14 protein-coding genes are annotated in these 16,484 nt (G+C 66.0%); 1 reads left to right on the top strand and 13 read right to left on the bottom strand.

The annotated features are described in order from the left end of the window. The first annotated feature begins 2 nt into the window (after nucleotides 1-2). On the top strand, nucleotides 3-2,006 hold the full coding sequence (locus C935_RS0100070) for a nucleoside-diphosphate sugar epimerase/dehydratase (RefSeq protein ID WP_018860486.1): 2,004 nt from the start codon (nucleotides 3-5) through the stop codon (nucleotides 2,004-2,006). 36 nt (nucleotides 2,007-2,042) lie between these two features. Here the strand turns inward: C935_RS0100070 and C935_RS0100065 are convergent, their stop codons facing one another. The 13 genes from C935_RS0100065 to C935_RS0100005 all read right to left on the bottom strand — a co-directional run. After that, a complete protein-coding gene (locus C935_RS0100065; RefSeq protein WP_026278551.1) occupies nucleotides 2,043-3,059 on the bottom strand; it encodes a glycosyltransferase family 4 protein in 1,017 nt (338 codons plus the stop codon). 106 nt (nucleotides 3,060-3,165) lie between these two features. Continuing rightward, complete coding sequence (locus C935_RS0100060; RefSeq protein WP_018860484.1) at nucleotides 3,166-4,134, bottom strand: D-2-hydroxyacid dehydrogenase; 969 nt, start codon at nucleotides 4,132-4,134, stop codon at nucleotides 3,166-3,168. Then, entirely contained in the window at nucleotides 4,125-4,976 is an 852-nt protein-coding gene (locus tag C935_RS0100055; RefSeq protein WP_018860483.1) for an aldolase/citrate lyase family protein, read from the bottom strand. The genes C935_RS0100060 and C935_RS0100055 overlap by 10 nt, the downstream gene beginning before the upstream one ends. Next, nucleotides 4,973-5,623, bottom strand: a complete 651-nt coding sequence (locus tag C935_RS0100050) for a sugar transferase (protein ID WP_018860482.1) — start codon at nucleotides 5,621-5,623, stop codon at nucleotides 4,973-4,975. The genes C935_RS0100055 and C935_RS0100050 overlap by 4 nt, the downstream gene beginning before the upstream one ends. Further along, nucleotides 5,620-6,834 carry a glycosyltransferase family 4 protein gene (locus C935_RS0100045; protein WP_018860481.1) on the bottom strand — a complete coding sequence of 405 codons (1,215 nt, stop codon included), beginning with the start codon at nucleotides 6,832-6,834 and terminating at the stop codon, nucleotides 5,620-5,622. Before C935_RS0100045 ends, C935_RS0100050 begins: the two co-directional genes overlap by 4 nt. 184 nt (nucleotides 6,835-7,018) lie before the next feature. Further along, nucleotides 7,019-8,308, bottom strand: a complete 1,290-nt coding sequence (tviB, locus tag C935_RS0100040) for a Vi polysaccharide biosynthesis UDP-N-acetylglucosamine C-6 dehydrogenase TviB (protein WP_018860480.1) — start codon at nucleotides 8,306-8,308, stop codon at nucleotides 7,019-7,021. Nucleotides 8,309-8,380: 72 nt separating this feature from the next. Further along, nucleotides 8,381-9,727, bottom strand: a complete 1,347-nt coding sequence (locus tag C935_RS0100035; protein WP_018860479.1) for a glycosyltransferase family 39 protein — start codon at nucleotides 9,725-9,727, stop codon at nucleotides 8,381-8,383. Further along, complete coding sequence (locus C935_RS0100030) at nucleotides 9,724-10,860, bottom strand: glycosyltransferase (protein ID WP_018860478.1); 1,137 nt, start codon at nucleotides 10,858-10,860, stop codon at nucleotides 9,724-9,726. The genes C935_RS0100035 and C935_RS0100030 overlap by 4 nt, the downstream gene beginning before the upstream one ends. Continuing rightward, nucleotides 10,857-12,194 carry a phenylacetate--CoA ligase family protein gene (locus tag C935_RS0100025; RefSeq protein ID WP_018860477.1) on the bottom strand — a complete coding sequence of 446 codons (1,338 nt, stop codon included), beginning with the start codon at nucleotides 12,192-12,194 and terminating at the stop codon, nucleotides 10,857-10,859. Before C935_RS0100025 ends, C935_RS0100030 begins: the two co-directional genes overlap by 4 nt. Before the next feature lie 11 nt (nucleotides 12,195-12,205). Then, nucleotides 12,206-12,925, bottom strand: coding sequence for a hypothetical protein (locus C935_RS0100020; RefSeq protein WP_018860476.1), 720 nt, complete (start codon nucleotides 12,923-12,925; stop codon nucleotides 12,206-12,208). A 27-nt stretch (nucleotides 12,926-12,952) separates the two neighbouring features. Next, nucleotides 12,953-14,038, bottom strand: coding sequence for a sugar-transfer associated ATP-grasp domain-containing protein (locus tag C935_RS0100015; protein ID WP_026278550.1), 1,086 nt, complete (start codon nucleotides 14,036-14,038; stop codon nucleotides 12,953-12,955). A 34-nt stretch (nucleotides 14,039-14,072) separates the two neighbouring features. After that, nucleotides 14,073-15,908, bottom strand: a complete 1,836-nt coding sequence (locus C935_RS0100010; protein ID WP_018860474.1) for an ABC transporter ATP-binding protein — start codon at nucleotides 15,906-15,908, stop codon at nucleotides 14,073-14,075. Then, a partial coding sequence (locus tag C935_RS0100005; RefSeq protein WP_018860473.1) for an NAD-dependent epimerase/dehydratase family protein occupies nucleotides 15,908-16,484 on the bottom strand: 577 nt, incomplete at its 5' end. The genes C935_RS0100010 and C935_RS0100005, both read right to left, overlap by 1 nt.

Genomic DNA, 16,484 nt, shown 5'->3' with positions numbered 1-16,484 from the left:
CGATGGCGGTACTGGATCGTAGTCTGGAGAACTTGCTGCGATTGCCGCGCGGCAAAAAGCAGGGATTGATGGTGCTGGCGGATCTCGCAATGCTGCCGCTGGCACTGTGGCTCGCCTTCGTGATTCGTACGGGGCAGCCGATGCCGCCCATGATGGTCGAAGCCTGGTGGCTGTTTGCGCTGGTTCCGGCGGTCGGCGTTCTGGTGTTTGCGCGGCTCGGTCTTTACCGAACGGTTGTGCGCTTCATGGGGGCCCGGGCCGTTCGCGCGGTGATCATCGGTGTCTCCGCTCTGGCGCTGATGATCTGGGCGTCGGCCGAACTGACGCAGACGCCTGGATTCTTCGGGGCGGTCGCGGTGAATTTTGCGCTGCTGGCCTTTGCCCTGGTCGCGGCGGGTCGCTTCCTGGTGCGGAGTTGGTACCAGGCCGTGTCCGACGCACGTACCGGTAGCGAGCGCGTGGTCATCTTCGGCGCCGGTGAGGCAGGGGTTCAACTGGCCTCCGGCCTGCAGTCCAGTGGCCGGTTCCGTGTGATGGCGTTCATCGACGAAGACCCGGCGGTGCAGGGCCGCTCGATTGACGACATCCCGGTTTGCGGCACCGAGGCCCTGGGCATCCTGGTGGAACAGTGTGGGGTACGCCGAGTGCTGCTGGCGGTTCCGTCCGCGAGCCGGACCGACCGGCGGCGGATCCTCGAATGGCTGGAGCCGTATCCGCTGCATGTGCAGTCGGTGCCCTCACTGGAAGCGGTTGTTTCGGGCCAGGCGCCACTGGATCAGCTGGAGGATCTGGATGTCGCCGACCTGCTCGGTCGTGATCCCGTGCCGCCCAACGAGGCCCTGCTGGCGCGGAGCATTCGCGGGCGGGTGGTCATGGTGACAGGGGCCGGGGGCTCCATCGGTTCGGAGCTGTGCCGCCGCATCCTCAGTCTCGAACCAGCCGCCCTGGTGCTGTTCGAGCGTAACGAGTTTGCGCTCTACCGGATCGAACAGGAGATCACACAGCGTCGGTCGTCCATGCAGGCAGGGGTGGAGGTACACGCCGTACTGGGTTCGGTCGCCAATCAGGCGCGTGTGGAAGAGGTGTTGCACCAGTATGGCGTGCAGACGCTTTATCACGCGGCGGCCTACAAGCACGTGCCGCTGGTTGAAGGCAATCTGCTGGAAGGCCTGCGCAACAATACCCTGGGTACCGCCGTGGTCGCCGATGCGGCGATCGCAGCCGGTGTGGAGCGCTTTATCCTGGTGAGTACGGACAAGGCCGTACGGCCCACCAATGTGATGGGCGCGAGCAAGCGTCTGGCCGAGATGGTCCTGCAGGATCGGGCGCGCCGCCAGGACGCAACCGTATTCAGCATGGTGCGTTTCGGCAATGTCCTGGGGTCGTCCGGGTCCGTCGTGCCGCTGTTCCACCGCCAGATTCGTGAAGGCGGGCCGGTCACGGTGACTCATCCCGAGATTACTCGCTACTTCATGTCGATTCCGGAGGCCGCGGAGCTGGTCATTCAGGCCGGGGCGATGGCGCAGGGTGGCGAGGTTTACGTGCTCGACATGGGCGAGCCCGTGCGCATCATCGACCTGGCCCGACGCATGATCCGCCTGCACGGATACCAGGTCCGCGAGGACGATTCCCCAGACGGAGAAGGAATCGCCATTACATGTACCGGACTGCGCCCGGGCGAGAAGCTCTACGAAGAGCTGTTGATCGGGGACAACGTGGAGGCAACCCCCCATACCAAGATCATGCGAGCCCGCGAGTCCTGTGTTGCATCCGAGCTTCTCGCGCAGGCCCTGCTTACGCTGGAAAAGGCCGACCGGGAACGCAATGCCCAGATAGCGTTCGAGGTGTTGCGCAAGCTCGTCGATGGCTACGAACCGGGCCGGAAGGAAGGGACCGAGCACAGCGGGCCGGTGACGACTGCTTCTCCCCGTCCGGTGCCTGCCCCGAGGGTACGCCCCGCAGCAGTGGCCTATGCCCGGGTGGCCGATCCTGTTTCACCACGCTAGGGGTGCTTGGTGATCCGGGTCCTGGCGAGACCCGGATCAGTCGCGTCCTGCGCGGAGGGTGATCGCCAGCAGAAGTAGCGGCAGGTAGCCGATCAGGATACCGGCCGCACCTGGCAACTGGTTAGCGACGACCAAAATTGCGATAGGGAGTAACCACAGAAGGTTGATCACGGCGACACCCACCGCCACCGGGATGTGTGACCCGAACCGTTGGGCGGCGTGCTGGTAGGCATGGCTGCGGTGCGCCTCGTAGACCCGCATCCCCCGAAACAGCCGCACTGCCAGTGTTGTGGTGGCGTCGATGATGAAGACGCCCAGCAGGATCAGCCAGGCGGCCAGGAAATTGGTGTCCAGTCCGGCCGCGTGCAGAGACAGCAACCCCAGCAGAAGCCCGAGCGTGCCGCTCCCGACATCGCCCATGAAGATCCGCGCCCGTGGAAAATTCCAGACGAGGAATCCCGCGCTCGCCGCAGAGAGCAGGGCCGGTAGCCACCACGCATGGGCATCACCCCACCAGAAGAGCAGACCGGCCATGGCCAGGCAGGTCGTAACCGCCTGAATGCCGGCCAGACCGTCGATCCCGTCCATGAAGTTGTAGAGGTTCAGCAGCCAGACCACGTAGAACAGCGCGAGGAGATGGCCGACCCACCCGGCGTCGATCTGGAAACCCATGATGGCCACCGGGGGCAGGCCACCCATCCAGGCGAGGCCCCAGGCGGCCGCCAGAAAGTGAACCAGCAATCGCCAGCGGGCGGCCAGGTGACCGTGATCATCCAGCCAGCCTACCAGGGCCACGGCACCCGCCGCGCCAATGAGTGCGACAGCGGTGTACGGGTCGACCCATTCGAGCCAGGTGGAGAGCAGGGTGCCGACGAGGAATACCAGCACCAGCGCCAGGCCGGCGCCGCGTGGCGTGGGTGTGTGGTGCGAACTGCGCGCGCCCGGGATGTCGACCAACTGCCGACCAACGGCGTAGCCGCGAATCCAGCCCGTGATCATCACCACCAGCGAGAAGGCGGCCAGCAATCCGATGGTCTCGATCACGTAAAGCACTCCCCATCACACCCGTTTGGTGGCCCGTCACAGTGACGCGGATCAAGGAAGGTCCCCTTGATGCCGCGCATTGTGGGGGAAGGGGGGGTAAGACTCCAGCGTCTCCCTAGTAGCCGGCGACCGGATCGACCGGTGTGATCGGTGACTGGCCCCGCTCCATCGCACGGGCGTTGTGGATGAAGATCTCCAGTGCCCGCTCCATGTAGTGCGGCGAGGTGCCCGAGACATGGGGTGTGACGAGTACGTTCTCCCGGTTCCACAGGGGCGATTCCACGGGCAGGGGTTGCTCTTCGAAGACGTCCACCGCCGCGCCGCGTAGCCGGCCGGTATCCAGTGCGCGAGTCAGCGCCTGCTGATCCACGACCCCGCCGCGCGAGATGTCCACCAGCACGGCACCCGGTTCAAGGAGCTGGAACTGGGCTTCGCCGACCCGGTGTCGTGTGTCCGGCGTGAGCGGCAGGCATACGATCAGGTCGTCCACCTCCGGCAGGCGGTCCTCTACGGCATCGAGGGCGATGACCTCGTCGGCACAGTCATGCGGCCGCGGGTTGCGCTGGACCCCGATCACGCGCATGTCGAACGCCCGGGCCCGGCGCGCCACCTCGGTGCCGATATGCCCCATGCCGAGCACCATGGCGGTGCGCCCGGTCAGCTCCCCGAGCCAGCAGCGCTCCCAGCGCTTGTCGCGGCTTTGCGCGTTGAAGCGGTCGAAGTGCTTGGCGAAATAGAGCATGGCGCCGATCGCATACTCGCTCATCGGGGCGCCGTGGACGCCACTGCTCTTGGTCATCAATACGCCATCCTTGGGGAATGGCATGTCCCAGATTTTTTCTACCCCGGCGGACAAGAAGTGCACCCAGTCATAGTGCGACAGGCGACGGAGGGCATCGGGAAGCCAGGGCAGGGTGGGGGCAATCACCGCGTCGACCGCGAGCCCTTCGGGGATCGCCTCGGGCTGACCGGCGAAGGTCAGTTTGGTGTTGGGCAACGCCTGCTGCAGGCGGGCTTCGATCGTATCCTGCTGCTTCTCCAGAACCTCCGGTTTCTGCAGGAACAGGGTATGGTTCAGGCGCATGCACGGCTCCGGTTGTGCATGCGGGCCGCCAGCCGGAAGATGCGGCTGCGGACCTGGTCGCGGTTCTCCAGCAGGGCTTCCGGGGGAGCTGTGCGAAACTGCTGTTCCGCGGCCTGCAGTCGCTCCAGCTCGCGGCGCAGGCGTGCTGTCCCGGTCGCCGGGTCTTCCTGACTGACGACCTCGCGGAAGGCGCGCGAAAGGATCACCCATTCGGACCCAAGGCGGACATGCTCGCCCAGGATGGACTCTGCGGGAACCTCGCCCTTGCCCACCGCGCCGACGCCCCCAAACCCGAAAGCGACGCCCGCCTCGCGGCACAGGTCAGCCGGCGCTTCCAGCAGGCCGCCGGCCAGCGGTTCGAACAGGAAATCGAGCCCAGATGCCAGGCTCAGATCATTCAAGCCGATATGAATCTGGTCCTGCGGTCCGAGCAGGGGCAGGTAGGACGGCAGCCGGATCAGGGCCTGTGGTGTTTCGACCAGCAGGGTGACCGGCACCTGTCTGCCCACGGCGTCGAGAAAGTGCTGCACCTCCTCGATGTGGGTGAACATCGGCAGCATCAATCGGTTGGCACCGGCCTCGATCGCCTGTCGTACCTCCGAGGGCGTTTGTGGTGCCGGGGGATTGATGCGCACCATCAGCTCCGTGTTCGTGAGCGCACTGGCGATGCGTTGGACATCATCAAGCGTGTGCCGCGCCTTGTGGGTATCCAGATGCCCCTGGCGTTCGGCCTTTCCCCGGGTCTCCATGTCGACGAAGATACGCGCGATTCCCGCTGCCTCGGCCTGCCGAGCGACGTCGGCGGAGGCCGTGATGAACATGTGTTTCAGGGTCGAAGTCATTCCGCATCCCCTTGCTGTCGGTTCCGCAACGAATCGCGGTAGGTGCGCCAGTTGATGCCGGCTTCCCCGTAGATCCCCTGGCCGGTCAGTACGACGTACACCGTCCGCAGGATCAGCCCCAGGTCATATAGCAGGTTGTGCTGCGCGGCATATTCGGTGTCGGCTTCGAGTTGCTGAACCCAGCCCAGGGTGCGGCGACCGCGGACCTGGGCCAAACCCGTCAGGCCGGGACGCACGGAAAACCGGGAGGCGAAGGAGGGAGGGACAACCTCCACCTGTTCCGGCAGGATCGGTCGGGGGCCCACCACGCTCATGTCGCCCCGCAGGATGTTCCACAGCTGTGGCAGTTCGTCGAGGCTGGTGCTCCGCAGCCAGCGGCCCACCCGGGTAATGCGCGGGTCGACGCCGGTGCTGACCACCTGTTCCTGGTGCTGGTCGATCGAGTCCGGGTCGCGGTCCACCATGGTGCGGAACTTGAGGACCCGGAACGGCTGTCCGTCCAGGCCAATGCGTTGCTGGCGGAAGAGGACTGGCCCTGGACTGTCGAGGCGGATCGCAATGGCGATCAGCAATAGTAACGGGGCCAGCAGAAGCAGCGCCGCCATGCTGGACAGGATGTCGAACAGGCGTTTGAGGGTGGCGTTCATGCAAGCTCCATTGATCGCAGGATCACGCGGTTCACCTGGCCCACCTCGTACTTCGCCTCGACCCGCTCGCGCGAGGCTCGGGCCATGCGGGGCAGCAGTTCCGGATGGTCGAGGAGCCGCTGCATGGCGTCCGCCAGGGGCGCGGAGGTCCGGGGTGGAACGAGGAAGCCGTTCTCGCCGTCGACGACGGTTTCGCGACAACCCGGGGCATCGGTGGTGATGATCGGGCGGCCCACGCTCATTGCCTCCAGCACCGAGCGCGGCGTGCCTTCACGGTAGGAGGGCAGGACGAATGCAGAGGCCTGCTGGAGCCAGGGCCGAACATCGGCCACGCCACCGACGAACTCGACGATGCCTTCGCGTTTCCATGCCTCGACCTGTTCGGCCGAAATGGTATGGGGCAGGTCCGGATTGTGGGGGCCGACCACTACGAAGCGGGCGCGGGGATATTGAGCGTGGACCTGGCGCGCGGCCTCCACGAACTCGAGGATGCCTTTCTCGGTGAGCAGGCGCCCGACAAACAGGAACAGCGGGTCGCCATCGGGCAGTGGATGTTCCGCGAACCGATCCACGTCGACCCCGGACCCGTTGATGCGAACGACCCGATCGGTGTTGGGCAGCACGCCACGATCAAGGAAATCCTGGAGGTCATCGGGGTTCTGGAAGAACACGCGATCACAGCGGGTCAGGGCTGTGCGATACAGGGTCGAACTGATGGTGCGCAGGATGCGGGTACGCCAGGACTCGGTGGTAAAGGCATGCCCGAGCCCCGTGATCATGGCGTAGACCCGCGGGACCCCGGCCCAGCGTGCGGCCAGGGAACCGTACACCACGGGCTTGACGGTATAGCTGAACACGGCCTCCGGCCGCAGGCGGCGCATCAACTGCTTCAGCGCAACGGTGGTCCGCAGATCTTCGATCGGGTTGACGCCGGTGCGGCCCAGGTCGAAGGGGTAGATCGGAATCCCCAGTTCCTCGACCTCGGGCAGGTAGTCCTTGCGCGGGACGGCGGCGGCCACCGATTGACCGTGGCGGCGGATCTCGCGGATCAGGTCCCCACGGTTGGCGATCAGGGAGCGGGCGTTGGCCGCAACGATCAGAAGATCGATGCCGCCCCGGCTGTGAGCTTTGCTCTCAGTGGTGGATCGTGCCGCGCTGGGGACAGCCCCTGGCAGGGTTGTCGTGACCCTGCGATGCCCGGTGTTCTGCATGTCGGTTACTCCTGTTCCCGGGAGGCCCGGGTTGTCTCCATTCGCGTGATGGAGGGGCCTCCTGGAAGTCCTTGTGCATGAGTACAAAAGGTAAACAGGACAATGATTTATCGCTATGTTTCGGGGTGCTCAAAGTGTGCGAGACACCCCGAAAAGGCGGGTCGGTCGAGGAGGGATAGCCCGTTTATAGACGCAAGTCACTCGCCTCTGGCGGGAGCACGGATTTCACGTCGAAGATCACTGCGCGCTCGCGTCCGAACTTTTGCAGGCCCTGGGCGCCGAGCTCCACAAACTCGCGGTGCGGGACGGCGAGGATGATCGCGTCGTAGCGCGCCGATTCCGGCGCTTCGGCCAGCAGGTCCAGCCCGTATTCGTGACGGGCCTCGGTGGCATCCACCCAGGGGTCCCAGATGTCGACCTCGGCGTTGTAGCCGTGCAGGTCATGAATGATGTCCACCACGCGCGTGTTGCGCAGGTCCGGGCAGTTTTCCTTGAACGTGAGTCCCATCACCAGGATGCGCGAACCCACGACCGGGAACCCCTTGCGAATCATGGCCTTGATCGTGCGATCCGCGATATACCCGCCCATGCCGTCGTTGGTGCGCCGCCCGGCTAGGATCATCTCCGGGTGGTAGTCGGCGGCCTGCGCCTTGTGGGTCAGGTAGTAGGGGTCGACGCCAATACAGTGCCCGCCCACCAGACCGGGTCGAAACGGCAGGAAGTTCCACTTGGTCCCGGCCGCGGCCAGTACGGCCTCGGTATCCAGGTCGAGACGTTCGAACAGCATGGCGAGTTCGTTGATCAGCGCGATGTTCACGTCGCGCTGGGTGTTCTCGATGACCTTGGCGGCCTCGGCCACGCGGATGCTGGGCGCGGGATGGGTTCCGGCGCGGATGATGCGGGCGTACAGCGCGTTGACGAATGCTGCGACCTCGGGGGTGGAGCCCGAGGTGACCTTGACGATATCGGGGATGCGATGCTCCTTGTCGCCGGGGTTGACCCGCTCCGGGCTGTAGCCGAGGAAGAAATCACGGTTCAGCTCCAGGCCGGATTCGCGAGCCAGCACCGGGGCGCAGTCTTCCTCCGTCGCACCGGGGTAGACGGTGGACTCGTAGATCACCACGTCTCCTGGCTTCAGGACGCGTCCCACCGTTTGGCTAGCGGCCAGCAGCGGGCCCAGGTCCGGGCGCCGGTGGGCATCGATCGGCGTCGGAACCGTCACGATGAATACATTGCAGTCCCTCAGTTTTTCAAGGTCCGCGGTCAGTTCCAGATGTTCGGCGGCGGCGAGTTCATCGCGCGAGACCTCGCGTGTACGGTCATGCCCCCCGCGCAGCTCCTCGACCCGGCCCGTATCGATATCGAAGCCCAGCGTGGGCAGGACACGACCGAACTCGGCTGCCAGGGGCAGGCCGACATAACCCAGACCAATAATGGCCAGACGCGGGGCGTCCGGTGCCGCAAATTCCGCCATCTTGAAATCTCCTGTGTACTTGTGGGTGAGAGCCCCCGAAGGGGCGGGTGCGCGCGAGTTGCGCGCGGCCAGTCAGGGCGAGGCGCGCCGCGTTTGCGGCAGGCCGGCGCCGGAGGTTTCCGGTGGGTCTGTAGTGCTGGCTGTGGGCGAGGAGCGACCATTGGCGAGGTGTCGCAGCCGTTCCCAACGCCACAGGCGGCGCCCGGCCAGGCCCGCCGCCAGGGCGATCAGAATCCCGAGGAACTTGGCGCGGTGGCGTGCGGCGGTCCCGAAGTTGCTGGTACCCCAGGCGAAGATGATGGCCAGAACGATGAACACAACCACCAGCAGGCGGAAGTCCTGGCGCTTCCACCAGTGGCGGCGATACACCGCCAGTAGCAGGACCAGCGCCAGATAGAACAGGCCCTCCAGCATGCCGATCAGATGGACGGGGGAACGTACCTCCCACAACGGGGGGCCGAACAGCAGGTAGCCCGTACGGATCGGTGTCAGGATCAGTGCCTCGAGATCGTTGGACGGGATCAGGAAAGACGGATAGGCCGCACCGCCGCGGGCACTGCGCTCGGCTCGCTGGTCGAGCGTTTCCGTTTGCTCCATGACCTCGCCCAGCTGCCCGATGGACGAAAACCGCATTTCGTCCATCACCAGGAATCCCAGAACCCCGGCCGTGCCGAGCAGGATGCCCCCGAACAGAAGACCGGGGCGCATGTGGCCCAGATCCGAGGCGCGCAGGAACTCCTTGATCGACCAGCTGACCAGCACAATCGCGATGCCCGCGATCGCAAACACCGCCGCGCCATGCACGACCGCCGCACCCAGCAGCACCCCGACGGCAGCCACCAGGAATCCCGTGCGTTGACTCTGAACCCAGCGCACCAGCCATAGCACGCCCAGCAGGAAGAAGGCGGTGAACCAGACCTCGCGCAGTGGCACGGCCGCGTTCACGATAAGGATCGGGAACAAGGCGCCGATCCAGGCCGCGCGTACGGCGGCCTGGCGGTCCCAGAGCTGCTCGGCGATGCGTGCAATCAGATAGACCGTCAGCATTCCCAGGGCGATGTTCACCGCTTGGAAGGCCAGGGGCGCGCGGTCGGAACAGGCGTAGAGGTTCGCGATCAGCCAGCTGTGCAGGTACGAACTGCCCATGCTGAAGTAATCGCCGAGATTGCCGCAGCCGCTCTGGGCCCAGAACCAGGCCCGGTTCTCGAAGCTGATGGCATCCGCACCACCCTGGGGCAATGGAAAGTGAAAACGCTGTACCAGCGCCGCCACGATACGGGCCACCAGAGCTGCCAGCAGTGGCCACAGGTAGCCTTCGCGCATGACTCCCGTCCACAGCACCGCCACCAGAACTACCATCAGGAAGCTGGCCGTCAGCAGCAGCTCCATCAGGGTGAACGGGATCAACGTATAGCTCATGGCGAGACGGGCGCGGCATCCGCCACGGCATCCTGGAACAGGGCCTGGTAGCGCCCGGACACGGCCTCGAGGGCGTAATGCGATTCCATGCGCGCGCGTGCTTCGCCCCCCAGCCCGCGCAGGTTCGCACGGCCATGGCCGATGGCCCGAGTAATGGCGTCGGCCAGGTCCAGAGGCTCGGGACTTGCGGCGACGAAACCGGTCGACCCCACCACGCTGGCGGCATCGCCGATATCCGTGACCACGGCCGGGATGCCGCAGGCCATGGCCTCGCCGACTACATTGGGGAACCCCTCGCCCCAGCGCGAGGGCAGTACCAGTAGATCCAGGCTCGGGTAGAGGGCTTCGGGTTCGGGGGTGGGCGGCAGCAGTGTCACATACCGGTCCATCCCGTGTTCGCGAATGGCTCGGGCCAGCGGATTGTCCTCCGCGGACACCCCGGTACCCACCATGACGCAGTGCATGTCTGCCCCCGCCTGGACCAACCGCGCCATCGCGGCCACCAGAGCTGCATGGTTCTTCATCGGATGGGCACGCCCCACCATGCCCAGCAGCCAGGTGTCCGGACCGATGCCCAGCTGCGCGCGCAGTTCAGGGGCGGCTTCCGGGGCGGGATGGAAGCGCTCGAGATCAAAGCCGTTGGGCAGGACCACGCGGCGATCCGCGGAGAATCCCAGCGCCTCGTGCTGCGCGGCCGCGGTGGCGCTGTTGTAGACGATCCGGGCCGGATGCCGCGACAGCCAGGCCCCGGAACGGATCACCCAGCGGGTCCCGCGTTTCTCGTGCGCCAGGTCATGCACCGAGTGGCGCACGTTCCAGAATACCGGGCCCTGATACCCAAGGCGCCGGGTCAGCGAGGCCGCCAGGTTGCCGTGGTACATCCAGCCCATCACGCCATCGGGTTGATAGGCGGCCAGCGCGCGGCGCAGGGCGGCGATCCATCCCGTGGAGAGCGGGTTGCGCAGTCGCCCGGTATAGACCGGGATACCCTGCGCCCGGATGTCGCCGGCCATCACCCCGGGTTCCTTGAGCGCGAACACGGCGCCGGCGTCCGGTGCCGCGCGCAGCAGGTTGCCCAGCTGGCGTTCTGCGCCGCCCTGGCCGAGCCCGTTGATCACGTGCAGGATCTTCACCGTCGGTTCTCCTGCAACTCGCTGATCACATGCAGGTGCTTGCCGCTGGGCGACGGCGGGATCGCGTCCACGCGATCGATATCCAGGCGTGTGCCCGCGCCGAGTTGTTCGCGGATCTCGGGCTCCAGGCGCGCCTGCAGACGCTGTTCTCGCTCGCCCTGGGGGGCACGATCGACGGGGATCAGGCGCAGGCGGATATGATCTTCCGCGTGCTGGACCCACTGGTACTGTCCGATCCAGTCTTCCGGGTACAGCAACTGGCGCAGCCACCCGCCGAATACCACGGCACCGCTGGTGCCGCGGATATGGTCGGTCACGCGTCCCCATACCCCCTCCAGCAGCGGCCATTCCCGCCCGCAGTCGCAGGCCTCGCCGGACCAACTGGCCAGGTCGCCGATCGCATAGCGCAGCAGGGGCATGCTGTAGTTCGTCAGCGAGGTGACCACGACCCGTCCGGGGATGCCGGGTGGCGTCGGACGGCCGTCGTCGTCGAGGATCTCCAGGTACTGGGTCAGCGGGTTGACGTGCAGCCCGCGGTGGCGCTCGCATTCGCAGGCGATGTCACCCACCTCGCGCGAGCCGTAGCGGTTGAACACGGGGGCATCGAAGGCCTTCTCGATGGTCTCGCGCATGTCGGGAAAGAGGGTGCCGGCCGAGCTCAGCACACTGCCGATACCCGGCACTCGGACCCCTCGGCGCAGGGCATGCCGGGCGAGTTCGTGGCCACTCTCCGCGTAGATCTGCAACTGGCTGGGCGGCGCGGCGCGCAGCTGCTCGAGGTGCGCATCCATCGTCTCCGGGTCCATGCGGTAGGCGTTCAGCAGGGTGCGATTCTTCAGGCGTTCGGCGAGGCGGCGGGTGCCCCGGGGTGCGGACAGATCGCGCGAGGCCGCCCACAACACGGCCTTGGGTTGCCCAGGACGGTAGCCGGTCCAGCCGTCGAACAGGGCCTTGGTGGCCCGGCCCCAGCGCCGGTAGTGCGTGTCCTGATAGAACGTGGCGGGTTCGCCGGTCGATCCCCCCGAAGTGTTACGCCGCAGCCCGGGACGGGGCCGCTGCGAGCACAGGCGTTCGCCCTCGCGGCGGATGGCTCCCTTGTCGAGGATGGGGAGTGACAGCAGCGTCGCTACCGGATCGGCGTGGATGGTGTCGGCCTCTGGCAGCAACTCTCGGTAGTACGGCACATCGGTGCGCGCCTGTACCAGCAGGTGTGCCAGGCGCTCCATCTGCAGGCGTTGCAGGGCAGGGAGCGGTAGCCATTCGGCACGGCGCAACGCGGCATATTCGCGTGGTCCGGAGAGCCAGGGAAGGAGGGCACCAAAGGCCAGGGACATGGCGGCGCGCCTCAGGCGTCGGCGGTGCGCATCGAGCGCAGGCTGGAACGTGCCCGGCGCGCGAGCTCCAGCAGCAGTCCCAGGCGCGAATACTGGATGGTGCGCCGCGATTCGCGCGAGAAACGGCAGGGCTGGCAGTGGCCACAGGGCCGACCCAGGATTGGCGAGTGACAGAACCAGGATTGCTCGAGCAGCGGCAGGAATCCCTTGGCCTCGGCGTCGAACTTCATCGCCTCCTTGGTCACCGACAGCAACGGGAAGCGGTAGTATTGGAACAGCTCCCAGGCAAAGTCGTCCTCGCGGAAACGGAAGTCCCCGTACTGCGGATTGCGGAACAGACGTTCCTGCAACTCGGTGCCGGCCTCGTGCCCGGTGAGCGACAGCTCCAGGTCCCTCAGGCCTTCCTGTTCGCACAGCCGGGCGAGCCAGTCGTACTGGGTACCCACGTGCACCTCGTTCGCCAGGCGGTGGTAGCGCTCGGTGATATCCGGATCTTCGAGGATGTCGCTGCGCAGATAGACCCGTACCGGTGCCACACGCCCACGGGCCTCTTCGCGCGCCTCGATGCCCGCGCGAATGTCGGCCATGGCCCGCAACTCGTACACATAGGATTTCCGTCGCGGGTCCAGCACGTAGATCGGCTGTACCCGGCGGCAGCGATACAGTGCCAGGTCCAGCAGCCGGTAGCTGGAATCCCAGCCACCCGTCCACAGCAGTTTGATCGGATGCATGTCGTTCTCCTGATGGCAGTGGCGGGATCAGCGCGGGTAGCCGCGCGGGACCGAGGGCAGCAACGGGCCAAAGCAGGACTCGTTGCGCGACCAGGCCACTTGCTCGGCGTTCCATTCGAGGATCACGGGATCGCCGCTGGCCTGAATGCAGACGTCCCAGCCAATGAAGCGCAGATAGGGGATGCGTCGGTGGGCGTTCAGGCACAGCTCGCGTACCGCGCCGAAGTTGGGGATCCGGCAATCCTTGACGTCCACCCCGCTATCGGGGTGGATCGATCCGATGCTCACGCACACCGGGTCGCGCAGGTGCCCGTCCAGCCAGCCGTCGCCATTGACGCCGACAAAATATCCCCCGGTGGAGACGTTGTCGGTGCGCTGGCCTTCACGTCCCAGACGGAGGAAATGGTTCAGGATGCGCAATTCCCCGGACTCCGCATCCAGGAAGGTCAGTACCCTCAGGGTGTTGACCGAACTGGCATTGATCCGCGCGATGTCCGGGTGTTGCTCGATCAGGGGTTGCACGATGCAGTTTCCCGGGATCCTGCCGAGTTCCTCGGACACCTGTTCGGCGGTGGTAAAGGTCACGCCGAGGCCCTGGCGCCCCTCGTCGGGCTTGATTACGTAGGTCTGGCCCGTCTTGAGTCGTGAGAGGGCGGTTTCCAGTGGTTCCGGTGTCCCCTGGGCATCCAGGTACTGGCCACCCACGCGCACGAAGACCGGTGGCACCACACTCTCCGGGAACAGGCGCGAATCCATGGTCTTGAGGCCGCTCAGGCGGCGGATGTCCTGCCGGTTCCAGAGCGGGTTGAGGTGTTCGGTGTAGTAGTCGTCGCCGATCCAGCCCTCGACGAACTCGCGACGCACCTCGGTGTAGGCGGCCAGCCATGGCCACCAGGAGTCGCTGCCGTAGGTGTCGGCCGCGTAACGCTTGATCCGCTGTAGAACCGGGCGCGTGACGGCGGACTCGCCATGCGCGCGGATGAGTTTCTCGCGCCACTGGATGGCAATCTTGCGCGACTTCTGCAGATGGCGCAGGTGGACTGCGCGCGCGATGGTGCGGGCGATGCGCCCGCTGTTCTTGATCTGCAGCGGCTGGGATTGGACGTGCGTCACGGCAGTTTCCTCGCGTTGGGTCGACACGGCGGGTTCACCCATGGGTCCCGGAGGCTGGGGGTTCGGTAACAGGCTGGACCTGGGGCGTATCCGCTTCGGGCTGGGCGACCAGTTCATCGAAGTGGCCCACCGACGCGAACGAGCCGCGCTCCAGATGGGCGACCTGATCGCAGGCGCGCACGGTGCTCAGGCGGTGTGCGATCAGAATGATGGTCTTGCTGCGCGACAGGGACTCGATCGCCTCCATCACGGCGCGCTCGGTTGCGTTGTCCAGGGCGCTGGTGGCCTCGTCGAACACCAGGACGTCGGGGTCGTGGTAGAGGGCGCGGGCGATCCCGATGCGCTGGCGCTGGCCTCCGGACAGACGCACGCCGCGTTCGCCCACCATCGTGGCGTACTGTTCCGGCATGTCCTGCACGATGAAGTCGTGCACCTGTGCCATGCGCGCGCAGCGTTCGACACGCTCGTGGTCGATCTGCCCGGCGGGGATACCCAGCGCGATGTTTTCGGCCACGGTGGAGTCGGTCAGGAAGATGTCCTGGGGGACGTAGCCCAGGGACTGTTGCCAGGCGCGCAGATTGGCTTCCGTTACCGCCTGGCCATCCACCAGAATGGCGCCCTGGGTTGGCCGCAGCAGGCCCAGCAGGACATCGACCAGCGTGGTCTTGCCGGAGCCGGTGGTACCGATGATTCCGACGGAACTGCCGACCGGGATCTCCAGGTTGATGGACTGCAGCGCGGGACGGTGGCCGCCCGGGTAGGTGTAGTCGATGCCCTTGAGTTCGATGGTTTGCTGCGGCACCAGCGGCTGGGGGGCTTGTCGATGCAGCTCCGCCAGGGCCTCGCGTTCGCGCAGGTCTTCGGTCACGCTCTCCACGGCGGCGGCGCCGAAGCGAAGCTTCGCCAGGCCCGCGTAGATGTGTTGCGCGGCCGGAAGCAGGCGGTAGCCGGCAAAGGCGTACAGCCCGAGGATCGGCAGAATCTCGCCCAGCGCGTCTGTGCCGGTGCCCCCCTGGGTATGCAGCAGGATCAGGGTGAGCCCGATGATCCCGCCGAAGCCGATCGCCTCGATCAGGAATTTGGGGACCTGGGAGATGGTCTGGTTGGTCGCCTGGTGCCGGGCCTGGCGCTTGGAGGGCATATCGAAACGCGACAGGTACGCGTGTTCGCGACCCAGCAGCTTGATGTCCTTGATGCCGCCGAGGGCCTCGCCGGCAGCGGTGAAGCGTTCCTGGTTGGCGCGCGAGCGATCGCGGCCGATGCGCCCGAGCAGGCCGCGCACAAACACGAAGATCGTGCCGTACACGCCACCAATGACGACCGCGACCCCCAGCGCCAGCCATGGATCGACGAAGATCAGCAGGGCCACGATGGCGATGGTCACTACCAGGTAGGCGATCATCGTGATCCCGGGGCGGAAGACGTTCAGCACCAGCTGGTCGACCTCCGACAGGATGCTCTTCGCCATGTCGCCGCTATGGCGATTCAGGAAGAACGCATACGGCTGGCGCAGGTAGGTCTCCAGCAGCCGCTTGCCGAGGCTGTGCCGGCGCATCTCGATGAAGCGGTTCATCGCATAGTGCGTGAGTGTGCGAAACACCGCCGAGAACAGAATCAGCGCAAAGGCCGCCGCACCCAGGGCAAAGATGAACTGGTCCACCGAGGTGAAGCCCAGTCCCGTGTAGAGATAGTTCAGGACGGGGTTGGTGTTGACCAGATCCGGGTTTCCGAGGACCGACAAGAACGGCATGATCGAGGCGACCCCGGCGGTTTCCAGCACCGCCATGACCATCACCATTCCCAACACCAGCGCACCCCGGCGTTTTTCCGCCGGAGTGAGCAGTTGCAGCGTCTTGCGGTAGACACCCATCAGGCGGCCGCCCGGTAATACCCCAGGTACCACTCGACGAAGCGTGCGATGCCCTCCTCGACCGAGGTGGTCGGCTCGTAGCCGGTATCGGTGCGCAGGGCTTCGACATCCGCATAGGTGTCCGGCACATCCCCCGGCTGCAGCGGCAGAAGGTTCTTCTCCGCCTTGCAGCCCAGGCAGTCTTCCAGCACCTCGATGTAGTGCATCAACTCCACCGGGCGGTGCGCGCCGATGTTGTACAGGCGGTAGGGGGCTGCGCTGCTGGCCGAGTCCGGCACCTCGCCACTCCAGTCCGGATTGGGCTGTGCCGGGCGGTCCAGCGTGCGGATCACGCCCTCGACGATGTCGTCGATGTAGGTGAAGTCGCGCCGGTGGTGGCCGTAGTTGAAGACGTCGATCGGCTCGCCCGCCAGGATCTTCCGGGTGAACAGGAACAGCGCCATGTCCGGGCGACCCCAGGGGCCATAGACGGTAAAGAAGCGCAGGCCCGTGACCGGCAGGTTGTAGAGATGGCTGTAGGTGTGCGCCATCAATTCGTTGGCCTTCTTGCTCGCGGCGTAGAGGCTCAGCGGGTGG

This window comes from Thioalkalivibrio sp. ALJ3, assembly GCF_000377205.1.
GTDB lineage: Bacteria > Pseudomonadota > Gammaproteobacteria > Ectothiorhodospirales > Ectothiorhodospiraceae > Thioalkalivibrio.
Note: the sequence above shows the minus strand (reverse complement) of the source record. Positions and strands in the feature narration are given on the sequence as shown.